Raw genomic sequence first — 25,183 nt, forward strand, 5'->3', positions numbered from 1 at the left:
ATTAAGCTGTGTATTTTTTGTACCAATACCGTATTTGTATAATCGTTTAATCTTAAAATCAAAATGCAAAATCCAAACAGTTTGAAATGCAAAAAATTTGATTTTTCACATTTTCAAGACATAAAAACCGTAGCAGCATAATAAGGATATTTTATGACTGAAACACATATATATCAGCCACATGAAAAACGTAATCGTGTCATGGCAATCGTTGGGGCTGCTTCTGGTAACTTGGTGGAATGGTTTGATTTCTATATTTATGCAGCATTTGCAACCTATTTCACCCATGCATTAACCGCTCCAGATATGGATGACTCCACAAAAGCAATTTATGTGTGGGGCGTCTTTGCTGCTAGTTTTTTCATGCGGCCCATAGGCAGTTGGCTCTTTGGCTGGATTGGCGATACCTATGGACGTAAAAAATCCATGATCATTTCTATTACCTTAATGGCGATCAGTTCATTTTTATTTGCAGCACTCCCGACTTATGATCAAGTCGGTATGGCAGCACCATTTCTATTATTGGCTGTACGTCTGTTACAAGGACTTTCAGTAGGTGGTGAGTATGGTACTGTTGCGACCTATATGAGCGAGGTTGCTTTAAAAGGTCAACGAGGATTCTATTCCTCTTTTCAGTACGTCACGCTGTCTGGTGGACAACTTTTAGCAAGCCTTTTAGGCGTGATTATGTTAGCCCTTATGTCTAAAGAACAATTAATGGATGGTGGCTGGCGTATTCCATTTGTCATTGGTGGTGCCGTTGCCATTCTTTCATTCTTTGCACGTCGACATTTAAAAGAAACCTTATCTGAAGATGATAGTGCAAAAGAGGGTTCAGGCAGTTTAAAAGAATTACTCAGCAAGAACTGGAATACTTTCCTACTGGTTGTTGGTTATACCTCTGCGGGTTCATTGTGTTTTTATATCATCACAGTATATTCAAAAACCTATATCACCAGCCTTGGTTTTGCCGACAAAACGGTCGGCTATATGATGACCATTGCCCTATTTGTATTTATGTGTGCGCAACCTTTGTTCGGGATGCTGGCAGATCGAATTGGTCGTCGTGCTTCAATGATGCTCTTTAGTAGCAGCTGTGCCATTTTTATCTATCCTGTCATGGTCATTGCTATGCCGTACTTTAGTGGTTCAGCTTTTATCGTGACCTTATTACTGATCTTCTTAATGATGTTACTCAGTTTCTATACCTCAATTAGTGGTTTAGTTAAAGCAGAAATGTTCCCACCACATATTCGAGCCTTGGGGGTTGGTTTTGCCTATGCTGTCGGTAATGCAATCTTTGGTGGTTCTGCTCCGGCTGTAGCATTAAAGTTAAAAGATCTTGGTCATGAGAACAGCTTCTTTGTTTACGTGATTGTCATGCTGATTATTTGTCTTTTCTGTAGCATGCAACTCCCTAAACAGCCGAAATATTTACACCATGATCATTAAGCTCAGTATTTTAAGGTCTGTTTTTACAGACCTTTTCTTTTAATACATGCCATTTGTTGTAAAATAACCGCGTATATACAATAAAGTCTTATTAAATCTTGAGGAAAAGATGAAAAAAATATTGCTTATTCTTACCTGTATTTCAATCAGTCATTTTGCCAATGCCAAAACACAAAACTATATATTGGCCAATGGTGGTGGTGTTGATGACAACGGCTTGCTGTTAAAAAATACCCAAGGCAAAACCATTTATGCATACTGCAATCAAAAGTGCGGGCCATGGTTTGACCATGATGAAGAAACAGGCGGGCAAATTTTAAAAAAGCAATATATTGAAAAAAAGGTCCAAGCAGATATTCAATTTGAAAAAAATGCAGATCGAGTTGCTGGTCCTAGTGCAGATGAGTCTTTTTACTTCATTAAACAAATCAAATTTATTGAATAATTTAAAAATAAATCATGACATTAGAATCCACTTCCCCTACTAAATGTCATGCGCTTTATGCCTTTATTTTGAAACTATAAATTTTCATATTTCAGATTCTTAGACTTTATGTATTAATGATAAATCAGTAAAACTGACTAAATTAAAACATCTTGACGTCCAGGTATGTCTGAAGTAGCAATATTGGCAATTGTTTGGTTATACTTTTTGATACTGCGCTTGGTATTTCCCATGATCTCATATAAAACCTCTTTGACAAGGTCATGCTCTGGATCTTGTAGATAAGCTGCCGACACCATTTAACTGCTTCAGGATAGTCATAATAATGAGAAAACACGTTTCACTCAATTTGTGTTAGGATTTTAAAAATTTTAATTGTTTATGCTATGAAAAAAATTGTAGTTTTCTCAGGTGCGGGAATGAGTGCGGAAAGTGGAATCAGCACTTTCCGAGATAGTAATGGCTTATGGGAGAATTATGATATTCAAGAGGTAGCTACACCTGAAGCTTGGCAGCGTAACCCTGCCTTGGTGCAACGTTTTTATAATGAACGACGTCAACATATTCTCAAAGCCCGCCCCAATCAAGCACACGATATCATTGCTCAACTCGAACAACATTTTGATGTCATTGTAATTACTCAAAATATTGATGATCTACATGAACGTGCAGGAAGCCAACAGGTTATTCATTTACATGGCAATATCCGACTTGCTAAAAGTTCTAAACCCAATGCGCAGTACACGACTGAGTTTTATTCTATAGATGGTTGGCAATTGGACCTAGAACAACATAAATGTCCTGAAGGGTATCCACTTCGACCTCATGTGGTTTGGTTTGGTGAAGCTGTTCCTGCTTAGAAGCCGTACAGACGATCCGCGATGCTGATATTTTTATTGTTATTGGCTCCACATTGACCGTCTACCCTGTGGCAGGTTTGATTCACGAGATTCCAGAACACTGTGATGCCTATTATATTGACCCGCAAGCCAGTTATGAGCGTGTTCCCCAGCAATACCAATGTTTAAAAATGAATGCGACTGAAGGGATGCAACAGCTTTTAGAAAAACTGACAACACATTAAAAAACCAGTGCAATTGCACTGGTTTTAAAAATTACAGCATAGCACTAAGCAAAATCATGCATTGTCATCTGTTGAATCAATCTGATCTTTTTTTACATCTTTAGGTGCTTTAGTCGATAATGAATCATTAAATAATTTGTTCATTACAGGCTTAACCACTCGATAGATAATCAAGCCAAGAAATACCAGTAAATAAAGTGGCCAAATGGTGACTAAAATAACCAATAAATCCAAAATAAATTGCCAGCCATATTGAATACCTTCCCAAGCACGCTTCCAAAAACTATCACCGTTTAAGCGTGCCACAGCAGCAACATCAACATCCAGACTTTCTCTCACCATCGCAGGTTGCTTAATGGTAAGACTAATCGTGCTAAAACGTACCCGATCTTGAACTTCAAGTTGAGTTAAACGGGAAATTTCATTCAGCTGTGATTGTTTGGTATCACTTGGTACAGTTTGAGTTTGTCCAATTTTTTCTTCTAAAAGCTTTAACTCAAAACGCTTTGCAGAATATTGTTGTTGATTTAAAAAATACATCAATGGCAATAACTGATTGACATATACCGCAGCTTTATCACTTGGTACTCTGACAATGATCTCTGCATGCGGATCAACTTTTTCAAAAACTCGGATTTTACCATCCGCAATTTTTTGTGTTTTTACATCGAGTACATCAAAACTGATATTTTTCTGTTCGATAAAGCCACCCGCTTGAAAAGTAAGCTTATCAATTTCTAAAGCAGTCTTCACCACATCTTTGGCTGTGAAATTAACCTGAGCTTCACGCACCATACGACGTGCTTTTTCTGCTTGACTGACATCGGTACTTAAAATAGTTTCAGGCTTTTGTTCAGTCACAGGTGTGGTATCAACAGAATTTTCAGCAGCTTGCTCAGCACTTTTTTCTGCTGCATCAGCCGCTTGTACAGCATCCTGAGCAACGACTTGTGCATCTTGAGCAGACGCAGAACTTTCAGCAGCCTCTTCTGACTTTTTCGCACATCCAGAAAGAAGGACCAAACTTAAGGCGAGAATTAAATGTTTATTATTCATAGATTATTAACTTTTGTTGGTGATTTTAAATTTTGTTGAATTATAAAGAAACTTTACTTTTTTTACCATGCATAAAAATACAGCATCGAAATGCTGTATTTATCAAATTTTTTTATGCATGAATTAATAGGTATGATGTAAACAATTAGCCCGCTTTACCAATTTCTTCATAGGGTTGTACTGCAATTTCTGAAATCATATTTTCAAAAGAGAAAATTTCATCTAGACGTTCTTGGCTCAATAAACCTTGTTCAAGTACAACTTCCTGAATGGTTTTATTTTCAGTAATACATTGCTTCCCAATTTCATCACACTTCGCATGACCTAAAATTGGATCAAGTAAAGTAATAATTCCCACACTACGCATCACTGCATCAAAACAGGTTTTTTCATTGGCAACCACACCTTGAATACACTTCTCATCCAAGGTTTGAATCGCATTGATCAGTAATTCAATTGACTCATTCATGGTAAGCGCAATCACAGGCTCCATCACATTTAACTGTAATTGGCCTGCTTCTGCTGCAAAAGTAATGGTTAAATCATTGCCAATCACTTTAAAAGCCACTTGATTGACGACTTCGGGAATCACAGGATTGACTTTTGCTGGCATGATTGATGAACCAGCTTGTAATTCAGGTAAGCGAATTTCCCATAAACCTGTTCTTGGGCCAGAACTTAATAGACGTAAGTCATTACAGATTTTAGAGAGTTTTACAGCCAAACGTTTTAAGGTGCTTGAAAGAATAATAAATACACCACAGTCACTGGTCGCTTCAACATAATCTTCTGCACCAATTAAATTTAAACCTGTTAAGGCTTTTAAATTTTCATTGACCTGCGCAGCATAACCATGTGGCGTATTTACCCCAGTACCAATCGCAGTAGCGCCTAAGTTAATTTCTAATAAAAGTTCACGGGTCTTTTTAATTAGACGAACATCTTCTTTGAGTAATGTCGCAAAGGCATGAAACTCTTGTCCTAATGTCATTGGGACAGCATCTTGTAACTGGGTCCGTCCCATTTTTAGCACATACTGAAACTCAGCAGATTTTAATGTCAGTGAACTAATCAAATTATTGATTTTTTCAAATAACAAATCCAATGAATAGTAAGTTGCTAAACGTAATGCCGTGGGATAGACATCATTGGTCGATTGAGATTTATTGACATGGTCATTTGGATGGATGATGTCATAACGTCCTTTCGCATAACCTAAAGACTCTAATGCGATATTGGCAATGACTTCATTGGTATTCATATTAATCGACGTACCCGCACCGCCTTGGTATACATCTGATGGAAATGCATCTTTCCAATTTTGCGGATTTTCAATCAGTTCATCACTTGCTTTTTGAATCGCTACACTGATTTCTTCAGATATCTTATTAAATTGCAAATTGGTTTGTGCCGAGGCCTTTTTGACCTGAGCCAAAGCGCGGATAAAAAAGCTTTGCTCACCGACGCTATGTTTAGAAATATTAAAATTTTCTAAAGCTCGGATTGTATGAATGCCATAATAACTGTTTATAGGAACTTCTTTACTTCCCAATAAATCTTTTTCTATTCTTGTAACTTCAGGTTGAACCGTTTCCATGTGATCTGCTCATTATATATTTATGCACTATAGTTGTGCAGTTATAATAATATTCCTTCTCATCTGCTTTTGTACTAGCAAAATATGTCATTTCAATAAACAATTTTATGGAATTATCAATTAAACGTTAACAATGTAACTTTGCGTAAAGTATAATCCCGCAGTCACTAAACACTCCCAGTAGAATTTTTTTGGATATAAATTGCTGATTTTTTGCATTTGTATCTAAAGTTACAATCGGATACATAAATCTTGCACAATCACCTTATAAAAATCACAGCGATATTTTTTAGTTGTGTGAAAGAATTCGCTCGTGAAACTTATGCGATAAAAAATAAAACTTGGAGATTTACTCCACAAGGACTGAATTAAATATGGACTCACTCAACCCCACAGTTGTCACGTTTATCTTTTATATCATTGCAATGGTTTGTATAGGCTTATATGCCTATAGAAAAACCACCGATTTCTCAGATTATATTTTGGGAGGTCGAAGCTTAGGGAGTTTTGTCACTGCACTTTCAGCAGGTGCATCGGATATGAGTGGCTGGCTACTCATGGGTCTCCCCGGCGCAATTTACCTGACTGGATTATCTGAATCATGGATCGCAATCGGGCTCATTATTGGTGCTTGGCTCAACTGGTATTTAGTTGCAGGCCGTTTACGTGTCCATACTGAAATACAAAATAATGCATTAACATTACCAGATTATTTCACTAGCCGTTTTGGTGATAAAAAGAAAGTGATCCGTATCATTTCTGCACTGGTCATTTTAATCTTCTTTGGTATTTACTGTGCTTCAGGCATGGTGGCAGGCGCGCGTTTATTTGAAAGTATTTTTTCAATGAACTACACCACTGCACTTTGGGTCAGCGCAATTGCAACCATCAGTTATGTATGTATCGGTGGCTTCCTTGCGATCAGTTGGACAGATACATTTCAAGCGGGCTTAATGATTTTTGCATTGCTGTTGGCGCCAATTATGACTTTCTTGGCAGTCGGTGATTTGCAACATGTCAATCAATTGATTGAAGCCGCACGTCCACATGCAGCAAATATGTTCCAAGGGGTTAGTTTTATCGCCATTATTTCATCAATGGCATGGGGCTTAGGCTATTTTGGACAACCGCATATTCTAGTCCGTTTTATGGCAGCAGATTCAGTGAAAACCATTCCTAATGCTCGTCGTATTGGTATGGCGTGGATGATTCTATGTTTAGCGGGCGCTGTTGCTGTCGGTTATGTGGGTATTGCTTATTTCCAAGCCAATCCTGACATTCCATCAGCTGCAATTGTGGCAAAAAATCCAGAAACAGTGTTTATGGAGTTAACCAAAATCTTATTTAACCCATGGGTTGCTGGTGTTGTCCTAGCCGCTATTTTAGCCGCTGTCATGAGTACCTTAAGTTGTCAGCTTTTGGTATGCTCAAGTACCTTAACTGAAGATTTATATAAATCTTTTCTTCGTAAAAAAGCCTCACAAAATGAATTGGTTTGGGTGGGTCGTTTAATGGTTTTAGCCATTTCGGTACTTGCGATCATTTTGGCATTTAACCCAGAAAGCAAGGTACTTGGCCTAGTGGCTTATGCATGGGCTGGTTTTGGTGCAGCATTTGGTCCGCTTATTATATTGTCTGTGTTCTGGAAACGTATGACTTTAAATGGCGCATTGATCGGTATTATTGTCGGTGCTGTAACGGTAATTGTTTGGAAAAATACTATGGCACATACGGGTTTATATGAAATCGTGCCAGGCTTTGTGCTTTCTTTCATCAGCATCATTGTGGTCAGTTTAATGGACAAAGCGCCTGAAAAAGAAGTAATTGATCGTTTTGAAAATGCTGAGCAAATTTATAACCGTGAAATGAAAAATATGTAAATTCACATGTTTGAATAAACCATTAGCGTTGGGGGCATTCATGCCCCTTTTCTATTTCTTTACTTTCGCTTTAAAATTTAAATGTAATTGTGAGCTGTCTTTAATCACTTCCATCACTGGATAACTACGCGTTTCCTTTACCCCAGGCAATTGCCACAGTACCTGCCCTGAAATACGACGAAACTCCTCCATATCAGCACATCGAATTTTCACTAAAAAATCAAAACCGCCACTGATCATATGACATGCCATGATTTCTGGATATTGTACGATGGCATCTGAAAAAGCATCTAAAGCATTGGGTGTGGTTTTGTCTAAAAGAATCTCAACAAATACCACAAAATTAGCGCCTAACATTTTCGGATTTAGTTTTGCTTCATAGCCCAAAATAAATCCTTCACCTGTTAATTTCTGCACCCGAGCAAGTGCGGCTGTGGGCGATAAATTAACTTTTTCAGCCAGCTTAATATTGGAAATTTTTCCATCTTTTTGCAAAATGTCCAAAATCCGAATATCTATACGATCTAAGCTTAAATAAGCACTTTCCATAGAATAATTCTCTAAATATTATTCAAATTATAGTGAGTTATTCACCAAATATTCTGTAATCATAAATTATATAAACCCATCTGCTCAACAAAAATATTTGCTAGTCACAGGACGTTGACAATGAATATGGATTCACCTCAAGTTTTAAATGCAAACCTACCTCCAAGTTTGGATTACATTACCGAATTTAAAGACAAAACTGATTTTGAAGAAGAAATCAATAACGCGTGGCGTCGTGCTGAATCGGAATGTGTTGAAAACTTACTTGACCACAGTCAAATTTCTGAAGAAATGAATCAGAAAATCTATGACATTGCATTTAACTTAGCGCATAGCTTACGTGACCGTAAAAGTTCGTCAGGCAAAGCAGGTATCGTACAAGGGCTACTACAAGAGTTTTCATTGTCTTCACAAGAAGGCATCGCATTGATGTGCTTGGCTGAAGCATTATTACGTATCCCTGATAGTGCGACTCGAGACTTATTGATTCGCGATAAAATCAATCAAGGAAACTGGAAAGATCATTTAGGCCAAAGTAATCTCATGTTTGTCAATGCTGCTGCATGGGGTCTGATGCTGACTGGCAAACTGATGGAAACACCTAAACAAACCAGCCTTTCTGGGATTCTCACTTCGCTTTTAGCACGTACCGGTAAAGGCATCATCCGTAAAGCAGTTGATGCAGCAATGCGTATGATGGGTGAGCAATTTGTTACTGGCGAAACCATTGAAGAAGCGTTGGATAATGCCAAAACCCTTGAAGACAAAGGTTTCCGTTATTCTTATGACATGCTTGGTGAAGCAGCACTGACTGAACACGATGCAGATCGCTATTTCGAAGACTATACACAAGCGATTCATGCCATAGGTAAAGCGTCTGATGGTAAAGATGTTTATACCGGCCCAGGAATTTCTATTAAACTTTCGGCTTTACATCCACGTTATCAACGTTCTCAAACCGAACGTGTGCATCATGAACTTTATCCTCGTATTTTAAATTTAGCACTTTTAGCAAAGACCTATGACATTGGTCTTAATATTGATGCTGAAGAAGCAGATCGTTTAGAGCTGTCTTTAGAATTACTTGAGCGTTTATGCTTTGAGCCACAACTGGCAAACTGGAAAGGTATTGGCTTTGTCATTCAAGCCTATCAAAAGCGTTGTTTCTATGTGGTGGATTATATTATTGATCTGGCAAAACGTAGTCAAAAACGTTTAATGATTCGTCTGGTCAAAGGTGCTTACTGGGACAGTGAAATCAAAAAAGCACAAATTGACGGTATGTCGGACTATCCAGTCTTTACCCGTAAAGTACATACAGATTTGTCATATATTGCTTGTGCAAAAAAACTATTGGCTGCGCCTGATCAAGTGTATCCGCAATTTGCAACACATAATGCGCAAACCCTTGCCACAATTTATGAATTGGCAGACCCACAAAAATATTATCTTGGTCAATACGAGTTCCAATGCTTACATGGCATGGGTGAACCACTTTATGAACAAGTAGTAGGCAAAGTTTCAGATCAGAAATTAGGGATTCCATGTCGTATTTATGCGCCTGTCGGTAATCACGAAACCTTATTGGCTTATTTGGTCCGACGTTTATTGGAAAATGGTGCAAATACTTCATTTGTTAACCGTATTGCTGATAAAAATATTAAAATTGAAGAGTTGATTGAAAATCCTGTTCAAGAGATTTTACATACTGCAGAAAAAGAGCATGCAGTCGGGCTAAAACACCCTGCTATTCCGCTTCCTCATGATTTATATCAAGGCATACGCCAAAACTCTCAAGGTTTAGACTTAGCCGATGACAGTAAATTAAAAGATTTAAATCAAACTGTTCAGCACTATTTAAAACACCAGTGGAACAGTTATAGCCTTGTCGATCAGCTTGATTTACAAGACTTAGCTGAAATAAATTCGCAAGAAATCCGTAATCCAGCTGATCATGCAGATCTAGTTGGTTATGTGATCGAAGCAGAAACAGCACAAGTCGATTTGGCCTTAGATAACGCTCATCAAGCTTTTGAAAATTGGAAAAATGCATCTCAAGATTTTCGTGCAGAGTTATTGCTCAAAGCTGCTGCGATTATGGAATCGCGTATTCAGGAACTGATGGTTTTACTGTGCCGTGAAAGTGGTAAAACTTATAGTAATGGTATTGCTGAAGTACGTGAAGCCGTTGATTTCCTTAGATACTATGCAACACAAATGCAAAGCATTGAGGAAAATGGTGCACTCAGCCCACTGGGTACAATTTTATGTATCAGCCCTTGGAACTTTCCGCTTGCAATTTTTACTGGACAAATTTCGGCAGCACTTGTTGCAGGAAATACCGTAATTGCTAAACCTGCTGAACAAACCCCATTAATTGCAGCACAAGCAATTCAAATCTTATGGGAAGCCGGCATTCCAAAATCAGTTGTACAATTACTTCCTGGTCGTGGTGAAACAGTTGGGGCAAAACTCAGCCAAGATGAGCGTATTCAAGGCATTATGTTCACAGGTTCCACTGAAGTTGCTAAGATTTTACAAAAAACCGTGGCACAACGTCTGAGTCCAACAGGTCAACCGATTCCGCTGATTGCTGAAACAGGTGGTCAAAATGCGATGATCGTAGATTCTTCTGCACTGACAGAACAAGTTGTGATTGATGCAGTAAACTCAGCATTTGATAGTGCTGGTCAACGTTGTTCTGCCCTCCGAGTATTGTGCGTTCAAGAAGACAATGCAGCAACCTTGATTAAGATGCTTAAAGGTGCCATGCAACAGCTCAATATTGGACAACCTATTTTGCTTAAAACAGATATAGGTCCAGTGATTGATTCTGAAGCACAACAGAATATTGAAAAACATATCGAAATGATGCGTAGCAAAGGCTATGCAATACATCAATTTGCTTATGAAACGCCAACATCTGATCTAAATGCAGGTACATTTATTGTCCCGACGGTGATTGAACTTCCAAATCTGAATGATTTAAAACGTGAAGTTTTTGGACCTGTATTGCATGTCATTACCTATAAATATGGTGAATTAAAGCAATTGTTAGAACATATCAATGCAAAAGGATATGGCCTAACCATGGGTTTACATACGCGTATCGATGAAACCATTCAAACCACCATTGAACATGCAGAAGTGGGCAACTTATATATTAATCGTAATATTGTAGGTGCTGTTGTCGGCGTGCAACCTTTTGGTGGTGAAGGTTTATCAGGAACAGGCCCTAAAGCTGGCGGTCCGATTTATTTATATAAATTGATGCAGCATACAGTGCTACCCAATCGCCCTTTTGGTACTGTAAAAAATATCTCTGAACAGCTCAATTTAAAGCCATCTGAAATTCAAACAGAATTTCAGACTTGGGCAAAACAGCATTATTCGCAATGGGCTATGCATCAGTATCAATCACCGATTGCCTTATATGAACTTCCGGGTCCTACAGGTGAATTGAATCAATACCATGTTGTATCACGTCATCGGATATTGGCAATCGCAGCGCAAGAACAGGCTTTACTGAATCAATTTAATGCAATTTTGTCTCTTAATGCGCAAGTGTGTATTTTAAGTGACGATGCGATTGCTTTAAAAATGATTCAAAGTATGCCAAAAGCGTTGCAACAAAAATTTTCGATGATCAATGATGTGGCTGTTGGAGAATTTGATGCCGTTTTACATCAAGGTGCTGGTCTAAAAGAATTACAGACTGTGATTGCGCAACGTGAAGGTGCAATTGTTGGCATAACTCATTTAGCGGATGCCAATACAATTATTCCACTTGCACCATTACTTATTGAACGTGCAATCAGTATCAATACTGCGGCTGCAGGCGGAAATGCAAGTTTGATGACTTTAGGCAGTGAATAAATCATAAGCCAATGATTTAAACAAGTTTAAAGAAAGTTTTCCATTCCAAGCCAATATCATTTGGCTTGGTTTTTTTATTTAGGATCTTTATATTAGTTTACAGCTATTGAGTTCGCTTAAAAATCTAAACAAATGAATCACTATTCAGGATAAGTCCTCAACAACAATTGCTGTTTAATTTTCTCATAATCATCCTGCATTTTTGAGGAGAGGCTTTCAACAAACCATGCCCCATCGGCTGCATAACGTAATATTTTTAATGTGACAGAATAATCCGTTTCAGCATGTTGAGATAACCGCCGTGTCAGCCATTGATCCCACTTCTCACTATAAGATTTATCTGTCATCAACGTCATGCTTAAAGCACTCCATACCGTGTTAACCCCAAATGAAGAACTTAAGGTGACATCAATATATGCACGAGTAAAACAGCCATAAGTAACTGGATCTTTTTCAATTGCCAGACTAACTTGCTGGTCTAATTGCTGGATTAATTCTTCCAACATGGCCTCAATCAAAACCTGTTTATTGGCAAAATGATGAAATACACCACCTTTCGTTACGCCTGAACACGTTGCAATACTTTGAATAGATACGCCATTTACACCATGTTCAGCAACTAAACTCATCGTGTTAGCTAAAATTAATTTTTTAACACCTTCAGGATCTTTTTTACGTTGATAAGCATTTTCTACAATTTTATCCATACTCAAATCTTACCTGCTGAGTGCTTTTATCAATGTCCTGCTGATGTTGAAAATAAGTTAATCACCAATACACCTGAAATAATTAATCCAATGCCTGCAATTGCAGCAAAGTCTAAGCTTTGTTTGAAAATGAAGTACCCCACCAAAGCAGTGAGGATAATACCGACACCTGCCCAAATTGCATAAGCAATACCTAATGGAATTGTTTTAATTACTTGAGAAAGTAAATAAAACGAAATCACATAAAAAAATACCACCAGTAAACTCGGGACTAACTTGGTGAAGCCTTGCGATTTCACGAGGAATGTTGAACCAGTGACTTCAGCAATGATAGCGACCGCCAATAAACTATAGGCAAAAAGGATAGAATTCATAAATCCAACAAAAGATACCAGTTGGTTGGTATGTTATATAAATTCAATTTACAATACAATCTTTGACTATACAAAATCTCACGCATTAAATTTGAACACTAAAAAAGCAACAGCAGTTGAATAAAAATTATTCTTATAATAAAAAAAGGCGAGTTATCAATATGATACTCACCTTTTTTCTTCAATTTTCCACCCAATCAGGTAGGATGAATAAAGTAGAAAAATGAAATTATAAACAACAAGGCAATGACCGCCAAAATTAAATACGTGTTTACAGTGTTGAAACTCTTTATGAAGTTTAAAATTTCCATTATTTTTCGTCACAAAATAAACCAGCATTTATTTTAATATATCTTGTCACAATTTGTAAGATCATTAAGCCTAATTAAATTAAAAAATACTTAAAAAATGAGTCTAAACGACTACTTTTACAGCATGAATAACTATTTAAAAGATATACCCCTAAATGAAAAACATTATCATCTGATTGTTTTTATTCAATTATTCCTTATATTTTGATACCTATATCACAATAATCAGGTCAGCACCCTATTGATTAAAAAAACCCCACACTCATTAGATTATCTTAATAAATTATGTTTTTAATGTTTTAAACACATGGTAAAAAAATTCAAAAAAATGAAACATTTAGATACACCATCAAAAAAAAATGGATAAAAAATGAAGAACCCGGGAAAAAGTGTTACAAGTTGTGTTTAACAATGGACGCACATATCAATATTCTATATGTGCTAAATTTTGATTTTAAAAGGCAAAAAAGATCACTAAAGGATCAAAAAAGTGTTTTAAAGATATATTACTTTTTCTCTAGAAATATAATAATAAAATTTACACTCATTCCTTGAGTTGTAAATCTTAAAATATCAACAATATTATTATTCTATTTATAAAAATGCTTACTTCACTTCAAAATAATGTTTTTCTGTGACCAATTTAATTTTTATGTCTTTATAGTAACGAACCATTGAATTGTTTGGATCTTTTTTGAGTGCATCTGCAAATTTATCTTCATTCATTAACTTAGCATAGGTTTTATAGCCAATTTCTAAAGTTGATGCTTTCTTACTTGATTCTTGAAATTCATCTATACGCTTGTTGATTTGCTTTACACTGATTTCCATCTTACATTTCTCGCTACAATTTTATTTTTTATAACACGCTTTTATGACAATTCAGTTTAAATCATGATTTTTTGAGTTTATTTTGAATCAGCATTTTTCTTCAAAAACAAAATAGTTTGATCAAACGTTTGCTGACTCGCCTTTTTGCCCAAGAAAAATTGATATTCATGGACCAACCATTCTTTTGATTCGGGGTAGAAAACAGCTTGAACAGGGATTTGCTTTTCTTGCAAAGCTTTTACAAAAGGAATGGACTGCGTATCTGTGAGAAAATCTTTATTTCCCCCACTGATAAAAACAGGCGGATAGTCCTCGGTAAGATGTTGTATAGGTGATAAACGTTTTAAATATTCAGGATTGTCTTTTTGATTACCTGTATAAGCTTGAACAAGATTATTTACGCCCCATTCAATGAGTTTGATTTCATCTGGTGCTGTATTGATAAAGGCATTCATATCATAGATTCCACAATGTAAGATTAAACCTTTAAGTTGTGAAGCTTGAATCGAAGTTGTAAATCCAGATTGCATTGCGAAATTTGGGTTAGTGAGCAGTGCAGCATAATGACTGGCTAAATTGGCGCCAGCCGAATCCCCTGCTAAAAATAATTGACCAGCATCTATATGGTATTGTTTTGCATTTTGCTGGATAAATTGCAGTGCGTTATTGATTTGATACAACTGCGTTGGATAAGTTGCTTGCGGTGCAAATTGGTATTGCACCGAAACAACATTATAACCTTGTGCTGCAAGCAGTTTAAAATATCCTCTAGCATTATCTTTAGCACCTGAAATCCAACCACCACCATGAATCCAAATCACTGTGGGGCGTTTTTCAAACTGTTGAATATCTTTTGGCTGATAGAGATCTAAACTGAGTTTTGGTTGTTCTTGGTAAATAATATTATTGCTAACAATGACATTGTCTGGTGCATGTTTATCCATCAGATAGCGTTGAAAATGTGTTGAAGTATCAAATGCCTTGGCAATGACTTTGCTATTTTTTTGCACATTTTGACAAGCAGATAATGAGAATAGTGAAAGTGTACAAATAAGAATTTTCAGTTTATGCATTTTGCCCTCAAAATGTTCAATCATTGTGATTTTCACATTATCGACACATTCTAATATGAGCCTAATATAGCCTAAAAATGAAGTCCTTTTCTTTTAATTTTAATGCAAAAATAACTAAAAAACTTTAATTTATATTTACACAATTTGTTGATGTAGACTTTGCAAAAATAGATCCGCTTCAGCTTTGGTTTGGCACTTTTTATGATATAGGCCATTGGCTTTTTGATTATGCGGTGTATATTCTATATTTATATAAAAATCTTTTGTAATCATATTTTTAGAAACATGTATCGCAATAATATGCAGTGAATTTAGATAAAAACCATCTTCTATTTTAACCAGCATTTTAAGCCTCAAACTTTATAACACAGAAAGAATAAGATAAAAAATCCAATCTTTTGATGAACTTATTGTTTAAATATTTTAAACTTAATCATACTTCAATTTAGCCAATATTTAAAATTTTTGGTTGTTTATTATGTAACAAAAGGAATATCCACTAGGAATTTTCTTGAACAATACAATAAAAAAATCTAACACATCATCAAAATTCAGCTTTAGATTGTCCGACATTTTTTCAATTGATCAAAATACTTTGATGTTAGATTGAATAAATCGTGATACTTATCACATTTCATAATAAAAGTTATTTTATCGAAATCTCTTTTATGGAGGTTGTTAATATGAATTATTTGATTATTCTAAATTCCTCACAAGTACATCATTTAGATGAAGTCCATAAGCTCATCTGTGACTATGATGCTTCAATTCGGGTGAACCCTTCCACTTGGCTGATCAACACAAGCTATGAAGCCAACATCATTCGCCAACATTTAGCCAGTATTATTAGCATTCATGACTCTCTGTTAGTCTTTAAGATTGATGGTGAACATTCTTTTACCAACGATTTGGATTTAAATGACTGGATGGAGGATATAAATAGTAAAAGTATGATTCGTGTTTAAAGCTCATTCCGCTAAATTGCTATAACTAAGGCTTAAATAAACATGATTTTTCATGTTTTAAGCGCTTTAGCATTGATGTCACATATCGAAAGCCACGATAACAAACGACTAAATATCGTTTGAAAACATAAATGAATAAATTGCAGGAAAACAATCAACACGAATAAAGACGAAAAGATTATAGCTTTATATCATTTCAAAGATAATGATGAATCCTTGAAAGCTGAATACACGACCTCACTTTCAAGGATATTTAATTAAGCAGCTTTAGTTTTACTTGGCGTCTTCAACAAACTCTTTAAAGTCAGCTTTACGTATTTTGGCATGGATCCCCTTGGTCTTATCGACCACTTGCGATACTTCAAAATCAGTAGCAGCACTCAGATATGCATAAGCAATCGCTTCATCAATACCATATTCTTGATTTAAAAACCGAATTGCTTCACGTGTAGATTTTTTCATTGCTTCGTCTAAATCTTCATCTAATCCTGGTGTGATCCAAAATTCAGCATTTTCTGCTAATGGCTGTACGATTTCTTTACCCGGGATTTTATCTTTGCCTGTTTTTAATAAAGTGAACTTGAGTGTTGCTCTTGCTGAAGCTTCTAATGCAGTTAGTGCAACTTCGCCATCACCTTGGGCAAAATGACTATCACCTGTATAGAACAATGCACCCGGCACTTGTACTGGGTAATATGCAGTTGATCCAGCACCTAACTCATTTATATCAATATTACCGCCATACATCGCTGGTGGTACTGAATGAACTGGCTGTGATGTATTCGGTGCGACCCCCATAATGCCCATAAACGGACTTAGTGGGAAACGAATCGATTTACCTGATTGTGTTTTTAGTACCCCCTCATATTCACCCTTGGCATTTTTTTCTATTGGGGTAAACACTGAAACGTTTCCATATCGCTCAGGATGTTCAGCCGAAGCATTTTCTTGTTGAGGTCTTTTAGGAAATTCGCCCACTAAAGCACCTTTACCATGACGATTTGAAATGACGCCATAGGGCACACGAGGCTCTACTTTAATGACTTCTACTTTTAAAATATCACCAGCTTGTGCACCTTGAATCTCAATTGGGCCAGTCACAATATGAGGTCCATCTTTATGAAAATCATGTTTTAGAGAAGATTTTGTAATATTTTTTGCTTCATCTAAAATGTATTCATCTTTCACCCCTTTTGATTTAAAGAATTTTTCCGCATCCCGCCCTTGATCTTCAAGTAAACCTTCATGTGAAACTGTATCAAAAGTCACCACACTCCCCGACGGAACAGAAATCACAGGCTTGGCATCTTTATTCGGTAAGTAACCCCAAGTAATCGTGTTTAAAGTCGAAGGTACATAATAATTGCCTTTGTATTCACCGTCTTTTAATTGAACTGGCTTATTGGATAATTGCTTAAGGACATTAAAACTTTCAGCATGAACGACTGAAGTACTGATAGCACTGAAAATAAACAGTGAAAGAACCGTGTGCTTAAACATAAAAATACCTTTAATAATTGAAAAATAAAAATATTGCAAAGGTGTTTTCAGCAAATTTCATGCCACGGTAAAATTACTTTAATCTGTTCATTTCAATAGCTATTGCGCCAATTGTTTACAATTAGTCGGTCTATTCAAGTGCATAAATAATGAAATGCCCATAAATATCTTATTTTTGAGTGGGTTTTAAAGTGTTTAATTTTAATCTGTACAGTTTTCTCTCAACCTATTCGGCTTCTTTCATAAGTCCTTTTTAGAATGATATGCCAACATAAATACCCCCTCATCCTCGCCTTCGCTCAAAGGAAATAAAAACTTTTAACATCAATATAATTCACTCAATATGATCATTTTTTGATTGATGAACTACGAATAAAAAACCCCACCAAATGGTGGGGCTATTTACGTCACAATTCTATTTAACTTCTTTCACTGTAAAAGATTTATCTTTAGCAAGTTCAATGGTTCCTTCATCGCCTTTAGAATGAATTGAAACACCATTGTCACCTTCTAAACGCATACCGCTTCCAGCAGGTACTTCTTTCAATGAATAGTTATTTCCATCGCTATCCGTTAATGTCGCTGTAACAAAATTATCACTGGTCTTAAGTGTAAATTGTTTCTTATCAGCGGTTTCATATTTTACCGTTTTTTCAGCTGACTCATTTGTATCAACAGCAACGGCACTACTACTTACCTCATTATCAGGAGATGTCGCTTTATCTTTGTCTTTTGCACTACACCCAGCAACAAAAACAACAGCTAAAAAAGATGAAATTAATAATAATTTTTTCATGTTTAATCTCGAATAAATATGGAAGTTAAGTTCTAACATAGCGCTTTAGAGCAATCCAACCACTTATTGCGAATAACTACTTGTTGCCTACACAAATTATAACAATCACTTAGAACCTTATACATTTTAAGCTTGAATTTTGTTTTAATTTAAATATTTAGTGTTATTCTTTGATCAATGAATAGGATGTATTAAGCCTAGATGAGTACAGTCATTGCAGATTAGAACGAGATGACTTTATTTCATTAAAGAAAATTACTCGCCTATCTTAGCTTATGCCTACAGTATGATTTTTTATAGAGAAAGCCTAAAAATTACTTGAATTAGATATAAAAATCCAAATAAAACTTTGCTTTAAAATTAATAATTCCCCCACTTTTCGATATATTTTAATTGTGAAATAGAGTTTAGATAGTTAAAAACTTATCTGTAAAATATTTGTCTAATCTCAAACAAGACTTTATCTTTACAATAAAAAAGACGCTTTAAGCGTCTTAGCATAAACATGATTTCGCCAATCCATTATATCAATCAGCCCACTGTATCAGTGGGCGTTGGATTAACTGTCCTTATCAACTGAATGTGGCGTTGTTGTTTGATCTTGCTTTTGTGTATCTGTATCTCTTTTTTGACACGCTGTTAAGCCGATCAACATAGCTAAACTTAAAATTGAAAAGATTTTCATACTTCGCTCAGTTTTGCTTAAAAATACACCATATCAAAGTATGGACTTCTTGATGTGTATTTTGTGAAACTTAGGTAACATTTCGAACAGCCCTAGCAAAATTTTAAATCTTTATAAATGACAAATTATATACACTCACCAACAATGCTTACATTTAAAAAGTCTACTCAGATTATTAAGATATTTTTTAATTTTTAGAATCATAGACACATGCTTGGTTTTCTCTTTAAAAATCCATTTAATTCGCCAAAATTCAGTCATTTCGCCTTAATAACAGCCAGAATTTCGATCGGTTTATTTTTCTTAACAACGGGTTATAACAAATTATTTGTAGAGAAAAATCAACAAATCATGTTGGAAACGATTGTTTCGGCAGGTATACCTTTTCCAGAAGTGACAGCTATCATTGTTTCTTTATTTGAATTTGTATTCGGGCTATTGCTAACCATAGGATTATTTACTCAGTTAACCAGCCTTATATTGATCTTTATTTGCTTTGTAGCACTGGTAACCGTTGGCATTTATACAATCCCACCGGGTCTTAATTTGATCACTTGGACAAGCTGGTTTTTCTATATCCATGATTTGCTTTATATTTTCATTTTACTTTTTATTTTTACAAACAAGCCAGATTCTTTCACGCTAGATAAACTTTTTTTCAAAAAATACTTTTAGAAAATAGCCACTTTTTTTGGAAAGTCGGGATACACATTGTCAAACTGTATGAAGCAAAATCATTTGCTTCATCGTAACAAAAAAGATGCTATTTCACTTTACATAAGATCAATATATCTTCACCGCCTTGAGCCACCATGTTATATACTATTTTAGATAAATTTACCGTAATTGCCTTTGTATGTCTGACTTACAGCTTTCCTTAAGTGAATACCTTGCAACTGTTCAAGAAGTTATACGTGTAACTTTTGATGAAGCAATATGGGTAAAAGCTGAGATTAGAAATCTAAGTATCAAGGGCGGCCACTACTACTTAGAGCTTGCAGAAAAGGAAGAAGATTCAGATAAAGTCATTGCCAGTTGTAAGGCAACAATCTGGAAATTCTCTGCTGCCAAAACGGTATTAAAGTTTGAACGTGAAAGTGGTGTTGAACTCTCTCGTGATCTCAATGTACTGATTAAAGTGAAAGCTGTATTTAGTCCCCAATACGGTTTTTCAGTCAATATTGAAGCAATAGATTCAAGTTATACCCTAGGTGATATTGCACGGCGTTATCAACAAATTTTAGAAAGACTGACCAGCGAAGGTCTGCTCAATAAAAATAAATTACTGCCTACCCCATTTGATATTCAAAATGTGCTCGTCATTGCTCCTGAAAATGCTGCTGGCTTGGGTGACTTTAAGAAAGATGCAGATGCTCTCGATCAAGCTGGGGTTTGTCATTTTGTCTATCATTCAGCAACGTTTCAGGGGAACACTGCGGCAACAAGTATTTCTGAAGCTTTAGCAAATGCATTACGACAATGGGCGAAAGACCTCAATACACCACCAGATCTTATTGTGATTATTCGTGGTGGAGGTGCAGTCAATGATCTGGCCTATCTCAATGACTACAATCTCGCTGCGCTACTTTGCAAACGCTCTGTTCCGATCTGGGTAGGTATAGGTCATGAAAAAGATAGAACCATTTTAGATGAAGTGGCAAACCGTTCTTTTGATACACCGAGTAAAGTGATTGGAGGTATTCGAAATCTAATCGTAGAGCGCACTCAAGATGTGCTAGATTCTCTACATAAGATTAAACTGTTATCTCAGCATCAAATTACTGCTTATCAAAGCCAGAATGATCAGTACATCAAAGTCATTAAAACGCTTTCTCAAGGGCAGATCAATGAAGCAAATAAAAGCTTAGATTTGATGAAAGGTACTGTTCAGTATTTGGCACAGCAACTGATTAAATTGGCATCCAATCAAGTTGAATCACTCATGCGCGAAACGCTTTTGCAAAATCCACGTCATGTGATGGCCAAAGGTTATGCTATTGTGCGTAGTGATGGTAAAGCCATTCGTTCTATTCAACAAATTTCAACTGATCACATCCAAGTAGAGTTATTGGATGGTACGATTAACGCAAATGTGACACAGGTATTAAGCAATGGCTAAACAAGATTTAACATTTAAAGAAGGTTATGACGTTCTAAAGAAAAATGCTGAACTATTAGAATCTCAAGAAGAACCTGATATTGATAATTTGATGAAGATTGTTGAAGAATCCATGTCTGCATATAAAGCCTGTAAGTCACGTGTAGATGCGGTGCAACAGGCTCTAAATGAGACTTTTAAAGAATAGATAGATAATCAATCAAAATGTTCAATAACTTTATAGCTTCTAAACACGCTATTTCTCCTATAGAAATAAGAGAAATAGCATTACAAATATAATTAAATCAAAAAATTATAAGCAACTAAACACTTAACATACTATTTAAGGTTTCACTGACATTTTTTGATTTCACTTGAGATTTTAATCCTTCAAGTGCGGCTTTTACTTCACTGCGTTGTGGTTCAGCTAATGTATACCAGCGTGTAAGGACTTGGAGTAAACGAGAGCCAACAATTGGATTCTTCTCATCCAAATACTTCGCCAAATCGACAAAATGTTGAACACCAAAACTCCATGCATTGACAGGATTGGCATTTAAACCACCACTCACTGAACGAATACGGTTAGGTGTACCTAAATCATAATCAGTATGTGACGTTAAATACTGAATCGTTTCAGCCGTTGCTTTCGGATGCGCTGCTTGAATCATAAACCATTGATCTAATGACAATGCTTCATCCTTAAAGCGCTTATAGAAGTCCGCTAAGGCTGCTTTTGCTTGTGGAGCATCATTCCATACCAATACTTTAAGTGCCCCAAGTCGCTCAGACATATTCACAGAATTTTCATACTGTGCATAAGCCAAATCAAATACTGCGGTATCCCCCTGACGCGCCATAAAACTCAACATGATATTTTTTAGAGCACGGACACCCATTGCTTGTGAAAATTCATTTTGTGAATCAGGATCAAGTGATAAATACGTTTCTTTAACAAAGTCACCCAAGACTTTAGCCAATTGATTCAACAAGGCTTCACGTGCTTCATTTACAATCAAAGGATTATAATCTTGATCAATGCGACTACCCAAATAACCTTCACTTGGTACATCAAATAAGCGTGACGCCAATAGCGGATCTTTTTCAATTACATTTGGTAAGGTCTGTTTAATTGCATCTACATAAATTTGAGCATCATGACCATTAAGCAAAATACGCTCAAGCAAAGTCTGTGTGGCTTGCCACTGGTTAAAACCATTGGTTTCATATTGCAATAAGAAGGCAAGTTCTTCATCTGAATAGTTAAATTCAAGATTTACCGGTGCTGAGAAATTACGTAATAAAGATGCTACAGGCTTTTCGGTCACGCCTGTAAATTCAATGCTTGCTTCTGTTTGATCAAACAAATACACCCCATCTTTTACCCCATTCTCAAATAAAGCCTCAGAATGCAAGGTGTACTGCTCACCTGTTTCTGCATTAAACAATGCTAAAGCCACAGGAATAGGTACAGCTTTTAAATTTGGATATTTAGGATGGGGTTTTAAACTTTGTTTAAAGCTTAAACGATAAGTTTGAGTACTCGCATCATATTCACCTTTCGCTTCAAGCTTTGGCGTTCCTGGTTGGTTATACCAAATTAAAAATGTAGATAAATCGACACCTGAACCCGCAGTTAAGGCAGCAACCCAATCTTCAACAGTAACCGCTTGACCATCATGACGTTGAAAATATTCATCGGTACCCTTACGGAATTTTTCCTTGCCCAATAAAGTTGACATCATGCGGTTAATTTCCGCACCTTTCTCATACACTGTCGCGGTATAGAAATTGTTGATTTCTACAAAATGATCTGGACGTGGAGGATGCGATAATGGACCTGCATCTTCTGGGAATTGATGCGCTTTAAGCACCGCAACATCGTCGATACGTTGTACTGCAGCCGATTGTAAATCTTCTGAAAAAGACTGATCACGGAAAACCGTTAAGCCTTCTTTTAAACACAATTGGAACCAATCACGGCAAGTAATACGGTTACCTGTCCAGTTATGGAAATATTCATGTGCAATCACAGACTGTACACGCATGATTGCGGCATCAGTGGTATATTCTTCATCAGCAAGCACACATGATGTATTGAAAATATTTAAGCCTTTATTTTCCATTGCGCCCATATTGAACTGACTGGTTGCCACAATCATATAATTGTCTAGATCGTATGCACGTCCATAATGTTCTTCATCCCAACGCATAGAATGCTTTAACGCTTCCATCGCAATATGACATTTTGGGATATCTTTTTCTTCTGCATAGATTTCTAAAGCCACATCACGACCTTCAGAAGTGGTGTAACGATCTTTTAAAACCGCTAAATCACCAATCACACAGGCAAATAAATAAGCTGGTTTTTTGGTTGGATCTTCCCAAATGGTATAATGGCGCTCATCACCAGTTTTACCCGCTTCAATCAAGTTACCATTTGCCAAAAGCACAGGATATTTGTTATCGGCTTCTACACGAGTGGTAAACACAGATAAGACATCTGGACGGTCAGGATAGAAAGTAATTTTACGGAAACCTTCTGGTTCATTTTGAGTGACAAATAAATCACTCCCCGCAAGATACAAACCTTCGAGTTGTGTATTGGTTTCAGGATGAATGACCACAGATGTTTCAACGATGGCTTCATCTGGTGCATTGGCAATCACCAATTGCTCAGAATCAAGCTTATACTCACTTTCAGTAAGTTTCTTACCATTAATAGAAATTGATTTAAGCTCAAGATCACGTCCAAGCAATACCATATCTCCGGCTGCTTGGCGTTTCATGACTAATTTGCTGTTTACGTTGGTATGGTCATCATAAACTTGGATATCGAGATTGATTGAATCTACAACATATGAAGGTTTTTGATAATCTTTTAGATATATAGTTTGATCTGCTTCAACTACTGGGTTTGCCGCGATATTCATATGATGTCCTAATCCTATTGTTGAGCTTCGACTTGTTATCGTGAGCTTGATCATCAATCAAATTTCACAAAGTGTCTGTTCTGTACTGTTGATTAATTTCTATATGGGTCTCGTTGAAATTAATTTCAATTGTTAGAATGCAAAAAACGTGCGAGATGGCCTATATTTATACAACAATTTATCCTGTAAATTAGAAATGATGCTTATGAAAATTAATGCAATAAAAAGCAAACAAGATTTTTTAACATTTTTAGATAATCTCAAACAAGATCATCTTGAAAATATTCAACAATGGGAAAATAAAGATCTGCAAAGTTTTTTAGCAGCAATGCACAATTGGGTGGAAGATATGGAGGGTTTTTATGCAAATACCCAACAGCCACAACCAGAGCACATCCCATGGAAAATTTTTGCAGATATTTTAATGGCTGGAAAAATCTATGAATAATAACAAGAAAAACTTTGAGGAAAATATATGAAATCGCTTAGGCTATTTATAACTATAATGAGTCTTCTCCCTTTGTCTGTTTATGCAAAGCAAACTGTCCCATATTTTTGCTTTAAGGAAAGTCAAAACAATATAGACGAATTGTCAACAGACCCACACCTTCTGCTTATTTCTGAGGAAGAATTTCCAAAAGTCAAAACAGTTCAATATTATCCTTATATGAAAAAAATCTCGCTAAAATTTACTCACTATGATGCTGTTGATACAGCACAAGGTAGACCAAGTGAATTTCACGATTTCTATAAAGAAATAATCAACCAGAAAGAAACTGGAACTTATGAAATCGTTTATCAAGGTGCTGTGCTTTACAATGTCAATTACACCAGCAAAAAAACCAAGAAAATGACCCAATTCGACAGGCTCTATCCTGATGATGGACAAATTTTTCAAAAACTTAAGCAAAATGGGGTTAAATGCTTTTAAGGGTATTTTTACAAAGAAAAACTTAGAATAATGCCTTCTT

The 25,183-nt window shown here is 36.1% G+C and carries 23 protein-coding genes and 1 pseudogene; 11 read left to right on the plus strand and 13 right to left on the minus strand.

The genetic code is table 11. From position 1 onward, the window contains the following. Window positions 1–153 precede the first annotated feature (153 nt). Both AS4_RS11750 and AS4_RS11755 read left to right on the plus strand, forming a co-directional pair. On the plus strand, window positions 154–1,452 hold the full coding sequence (locus AS4_RS11750; protein ID WP_096734273.1) for an MFS transporter: 1,299 nt from the start codon (window positions 154–156) through the stop codon (window positions 1,450–1,452). 109 nt (window positions 1,453–1,561) lie between these two features. Further along, window positions 1,562–1,897, plus strand: coding sequence for a hypothetical protein (locus tag AS4_RS11755; RefSeq protein ID WP_004821903.1), 336 nt, complete (start codon window positions 1,562–1,564; stop codon window positions 1,895–1,897). A gap of 137 nt (window positions 1,898–2,034) precedes the next feature. On the opposite strand, the gene AS4_RS11760 is transcribed toward AS4_RS11755, so the two are convergent. Further along, the gene (locus tag AS4_RS11760) at window positions 2,035–2,196 is read right to left on the minus strand and encodes a hypothetical protein (RefSeq protein ID WP_227548068.1); all 162 of its coding nucleotides are present in this window, start codon (window positions 2,194–2,196) and stop codon (window positions 2,035–2,037) included. Window positions 2,197–2,283: 87 nt separating this feature from the next. Between AS4_RS11760 and AS4_RS11765 the strand changes: the two are divergent. Then, a pseudogene (locus AS4_RS11765) lies at window positions 2,284–2,981 on the plus strand (SIR2 family NAD-dependent protein deacylase). A gap of 54 nt (window positions 2,982–3,035) precedes the next feature. Here the strand turns inward: AS4_RS11765 and AS4_RS11770 are convergent. Then, entirely contained in the window at window positions 3,036–4,037 is a 1,002-nt protein-coding gene (locus AS4_RS11770; RefSeq protein WP_096734274.1) for a DUF4349 domain-containing protein, read from the minus strand. A 145-nt stretch (window positions 4,038–4,182) separates the two neighbouring features. After that, the gene (gene aspA, locus AS4_RS11775; RefSeq protein WP_096734275.1) at window positions 4,183–5,634 is read right to left on the minus strand and encodes an aspartate ammonia-lyase; all 1,452 of its coding nucleotides are present in this window, start codon (window positions 5,632–5,634) and stop codon (window positions 4,183–4,185) included. A 374-nt stretch (window positions 5,635–6,008) separates the two neighbouring features. Here aspA and putP point away from each other — a divergent pair, with 374 nt between their 5' ends. Continuing rightward, window positions 6,009–7,514: a sodium/proline symporter PutP gene (gene putP / locus AS4_RS11780; protein ID WP_096734276.1), complete on the plus strand. Its 1,506-nt coding sequence runs from the start codon at window positions 6,009–6,011 to the stop codon at window positions 7,512–7,514. Window positions 7,515–7,565: 51 nt separating this feature from the next. Here putP and AS4_RS11785 read toward each other — a convergent pair whose 3' ends face one another. Further along, a complete protein-coding gene (locus tag AS4_RS11785) occupies window positions 7,566–8,063 on the minus strand; it encodes an Lrp/AsnC ligand binding domain-containing protein (protein ID WP_004821915.1) in 498 nt (165 codons plus the stop codon). Window positions 8,064–8,183: 120 nt separating this feature from the next. Between AS4_RS11785 and putA the strand changes: the two genes are divergently transcribed. Next, entirely contained in the window at window positions 8,184–11,939 is a 3,756-nt protein-coding gene (gene putA, locus AS4_RS11790) for a trifunctional transcriptional regulator/proline dehydrogenase/L-glutamate gamma-semialdehyde dehydrogenase (RefSeq protein ID WP_096734277.1), read from the plus strand. A 140-nt stretch (window positions 11,940–12,079) separates the two neighbouring features. Here the strand turns inward: putA and AS4_RS11795 are convergent, their stop codons facing one another. The 5 genes from AS4_RS11795 to AS4_RS11815 form a co-directional block, all read right to left on the minus strand. Then, entirely contained in the window at window positions 12,080–12,646 is a 567-nt protein-coding gene (locus AS4_RS11795; RefSeq protein WP_096734278.1) for a TetR/AcrR family transcriptional regulator, read from the minus strand. Window positions 12,647–12,675: 29 nt separating this feature from the next. Continuing rightward, window positions 12,676–13,020 carry a DMT family transporter gene (locus tag AS4_RS11800; RefSeq protein ID WP_004821920.1) on the minus strand — a complete coding sequence of 115 codons (345 nt, stop codon included), beginning with the start codon at window positions 13,018–13,020 and terminating at the stop codon, window positions 12,676–12,678. 917 nt (window positions 13,021–13,937) lie between these two features. Next, on the minus strand, window positions 13,938–14,162 hold the full coding sequence (locus AS4_RS11805) for a hypothetical protein (protein WP_096734279.1): 225 nt from the start codon (window positions 14,160–14,162) through the stop codon (window positions 13,938–13,940). 77 nt (window positions 14,163–14,239) lie between these two features. Further along, complete coding sequence (locus tag AS4_RS11810; protein ID WP_096735521.1) at window positions 14,240–15,235, minus strand: alpha/beta hydrolase; 996 nt, start codon at window positions 15,233–15,235, stop codon at window positions 14,240–14,242. A 135-nt stretch (window positions 15,236–15,370) separates the two neighbouring features. Next, a complete protein-coding gene (locus tag AS4_RS11815) occupies window positions 15,371–15,580 on the minus strand; it encodes a hypothetical protein (RefSeq protein ID WP_096734280.1) in 210 nt (69 codons plus the stop codon). Between the two features lie 338 nt (window positions 15,581–15,918). On the opposite strand from AS4_RS11815, the gene AS4_RS11820 reads away from it, so the two are divergent. Next, entirely contained in the window at window positions 15,919–16,200 is a 282-nt protein-coding gene (locus AS4_RS11820; protein ID WP_004719854.1) for a hypothetical protein, read from the plus strand. A gap of 273 nt (window positions 16,201–16,473) precedes the next feature. Here the strand turns inward: AS4_RS11820 and AS4_RS11825 are convergent, their stop codons facing one another. The 3 genes from AS4_RS11825 to AS4_RS22120 all read right to left on the minus strand — a co-directional run bounded on the left by AS4_RS11825 (window position 16,474) and on the right by AS4_RS22120 (window position 19,181). Next, window positions 16,474–17,700, minus strand: coding sequence for an acetamidase/formamidase family protein (locus AS4_RS11825; protein ID WP_096734281.1), 1,227 nt, complete (start codon window positions 17,698–17,700; stop codon window positions 16,474–16,476). A gap of 415 nt (window positions 17,701–18,115) precedes the next feature. After that, window positions 18,116–18,496: an MliC family protein gene (locus tag AS4_RS11830; RefSeq protein ID WP_004719841.1), complete on the minus strand. Its 381-nt coding sequence runs from the start codon at window positions 18,494–18,496 to the stop codon at window positions 18,116–18,118. A 559-nt stretch (window positions 18,497–19,055) separates the two neighbouring features. Beyond that, window positions 19,056–19,181 (minus strand): hypothetical protein, encoded by a 126-nt coding sequence (locus AS4_RS22120; RefSeq protein WP_004821939.1) that lies wholly within the window; start codon window positions 19,179–19,181, stop codon window positions 19,056–19,058. Between the two features lie 210 nt (window positions 19,182–19,391). Between AS4_RS22120 and AS4_RS11835 the strand changes: the two genes are divergently transcribed. From AS4_RS11835 to xseB, 3 genes are all read left to right on the plus strand, one after another. Continuing rightward, on the plus strand, window positions 19,392–19,856 hold the full coding sequence (locus AS4_RS11835; RefSeq protein ID WP_096734282.1) for a DoxX family protein: 465 nt from the start codon (window positions 19,392–19,394) through the stop codon (window positions 19,854–19,856). A 181-nt stretch (window positions 19,857–20,037) separates the two neighbouring features. Further along, a complete protein-coding gene (gene xseA, locus AS4_RS11840) occupies window positions 20,038–21,300 on the plus strand; it encodes an exodeoxyribonuclease VII large subunit (RefSeq protein ID WP_096734283.1) in 1,263 nt (420 codons plus the stop codon). Beyond that, a complete protein-coding gene (xseB, locus tag AS4_RS11845) occupies window positions 21,293–21,487 on the plus strand; it encodes an exodeoxyribonuclease VII small subunit (protein ID WP_034615548.1) in 195 nt (64 codons plus the stop codon). The genes xseA and xseB overlap by 8 nt, the downstream gene beginning before the upstream one ends. Window positions 21,488–21,602: 115 nt before the next feature. On the opposite strand, the gene pepN is transcribed toward xseB, so the two are convergent. Further along, window positions 21,603–24,212 (minus strand): aminopeptidase N, encoded by a 2,610-nt coding sequence (gene pepN, locus AS4_RS11850; RefSeq protein ID WP_096734284.1) that lies wholly within the window; start codon window positions 24,210–24,212, stop codon window positions 21,603–21,605. A gap of 205 nt (window positions 24,213–24,417) precedes the next feature. Between pepN and AS4_RS11855 the strand changes: the two genes are divergently transcribed. Both AS4_RS11855 and AS4_RS11860 read left to right on the plus strand, forming a co-directional pair. Next, window positions 24,418–24,660: a DUF7660 family protein gene (locus AS4_RS11855; protein ID WP_227548069.1), complete on the plus strand. Its 243-nt coding sequence runs from the start codon at window positions 24,418–24,420 to the stop codon at window positions 24,658–24,660. A 27-nt stretch (window positions 24,661–24,687) separates the two neighbouring features. Then, window positions 24,688–25,143 carry a hypothetical protein gene (locus AS4_RS11860; protein WP_096734285.1) on the plus strand — a complete coding sequence of 152 codons (456 nt, stop codon included), beginning with the start codon at window positions 24,688–24,690 and terminating at the stop codon, window positions 25,141–25,143. Window positions 25,144–25,183: the final 40 nt, after the last annotated feature.

This window comes from Acinetobacter guillouiae, from assembly GCF_002370525.2.
In the GTDB taxonomy this organism is placed as follows: domain Bacteria; phylum Pseudomonadota; class Gammaproteobacteria; order Pseudomonadales; family Moraxellaceae; genus Acinetobacter; species Acinetobacter guillouiae.

Excerpts from the sequence above, each read along its gene's own strand:
- AS4_RS11750 (WP_096734273.1), top strand. The coding sequence starts at position 154 with ATGACTGAAACACATATATATCAGCCACATGAAAAACGTAATCGTGTC.
- AS4_RS11755 (WP_004821903.1), top strand. The coding sequence starts at position 1,562 with ATGAAAAAAATATTGCTTATTCTTACCTGTATTTCAATCAGTCATTTT.
- AS4_RS11760 (WP_227548068.1), bottom strand. The coding sequence starts at position 2,196 with ATGGTGTCGGCAGCTTATCTACAAGATCCAGAGCATGACCTTGTCAAA.
- AS4_RS11770 (WP_096734274.1), bottom strand. The coding sequence starts at position 4,037 with ATGAATAATAAACATTTAATTCTCGCCTTAAGTTTGGTCCTTCTTTCT.
- aspA (WP_096734275.1), bottom strand. The coding sequence starts at position 5,634 with ATGGAAACGGTTCAACCTGAAGTTACAAGAATAGAAAAAGATTTATTG.
- putP (WP_096734276.1), top strand. The coding sequence starts at position 6,009 with ATGGACTCACTCAACCCCACAGTTGTCACGTTTATCTTTTATATCATT.
- AS4_RS11785 (WP_004821915.1), bottom strand. The coding sequence starts at position 8,063 with ATGGAAAGTGCTTATTTAAGCTTAGATCGTATAGATATTCGGATTTTG.
- putA (WP_096734277.1), top strand. The coding sequence starts at position 8,184 with ATGAATATGGATTCACCTCAAGTTTTAAATGCAAACCTACCTCCAAGT.
- AS4_RS11795 (WP_096734278.1), bottom strand. The coding sequence starts at position 12,646 with ATGGATAAAATTGTAGAAAATGCTTATCAACGTAAAAAAGATCCTGAA.
- AS4_RS11800 (WP_004821920.1), bottom strand. The coding sequence starts at position 13,020 with ATGAATTCTATCCTTTTTGCCTATAGTTTATTGGCGGTCGCTATCATT.
- AS4_RS11805 (WP_096734279.1), bottom strand. The coding sequence starts at position 14,162 with ATGGAAATCAGTGTAAAGCAAATCAACAAGCGTATAGATGAATTTCAA.
- AS4_RS11810 (WP_096735521.1), bottom strand. The coding sequence starts at position 15,235 with ATGCATAAACTGAAAATTCTTATTTGTACACTTTCACTATTCTCATTA.
- AS4_RS11815 (WP_096734280.1), bottom strand. The coding sequence starts at position 15,580 with ATGCTGGTTAAAATAGAAGATGGTTTTTATCTAAATTCACTGCATATT.
- AS4_RS11820 (WP_004719854.1), top strand. The coding sequence starts at position 15,919 with ATGAATTATTTGATTATTCTAAATTCCTCACAAGTACATCATTTAGAT.
- AS4_RS11825 (WP_096734281.1), bottom strand. The coding sequence starts at position 17,700 with ATGTTTAAGCACACGGTTCTTTCACTGTTTATTTTCAGTGCTATCAGT.
- AS4_RS11830 (WP_004719841.1), bottom strand. The coding sequence starts at position 18,496 with ATGAAAAAATTATTATTAATTTCATCTTTTTTAGCTGTTGTTTTTGTT.
- AS4_RS22120 (WP_004821939.1), bottom strand. The coding sequence starts at position 19,181 with ATGAAAATCTTTTCAATTTTAAGTTTAGCTATGTTGATCGGCTTAACA.
- AS4_RS11835 (WP_096734282.1), top strand. The coding sequence starts at position 19,392 with ATGCTTGGTTTTCTCTTTAAAAATCCATTTAATTCGCCAAAATTCAGT.
- xseA (WP_096734283.1), top strand. The coding sequence starts at position 20,038 with ATGTCTGACTTACAGCTTTCCTTAAGTGAATACCTTGCAACTGTTCAA.
- xseB (WP_034615548.1), top strand. The coding sequence starts at position 21,293 with ATGGCTAAACAAGATTTAACATTTAAAGAAGGTTATGACGTTCTAAAG.
- pepN (WP_096734284.1), bottom strand. The coding sequence starts at position 24,212 with ATGAATATCGCGGCAAACCCAGTAGTTGAAGCAGATCAAACTATATAT.
- AS4_RS11855 (WP_227548069.1), top strand. The coding sequence starts at position 24,418 with ATGAAAATTAATGCAATAAAAAGCAAACAAGATTTTTTAACATTTTTA.
- AS4_RS11860 (WP_096734285.1), top strand. The coding sequence starts at position 24,688 with ATGAAATCGCTTAGGCTATTTATAACTATAATGAGTCTTCTCCCTTTG.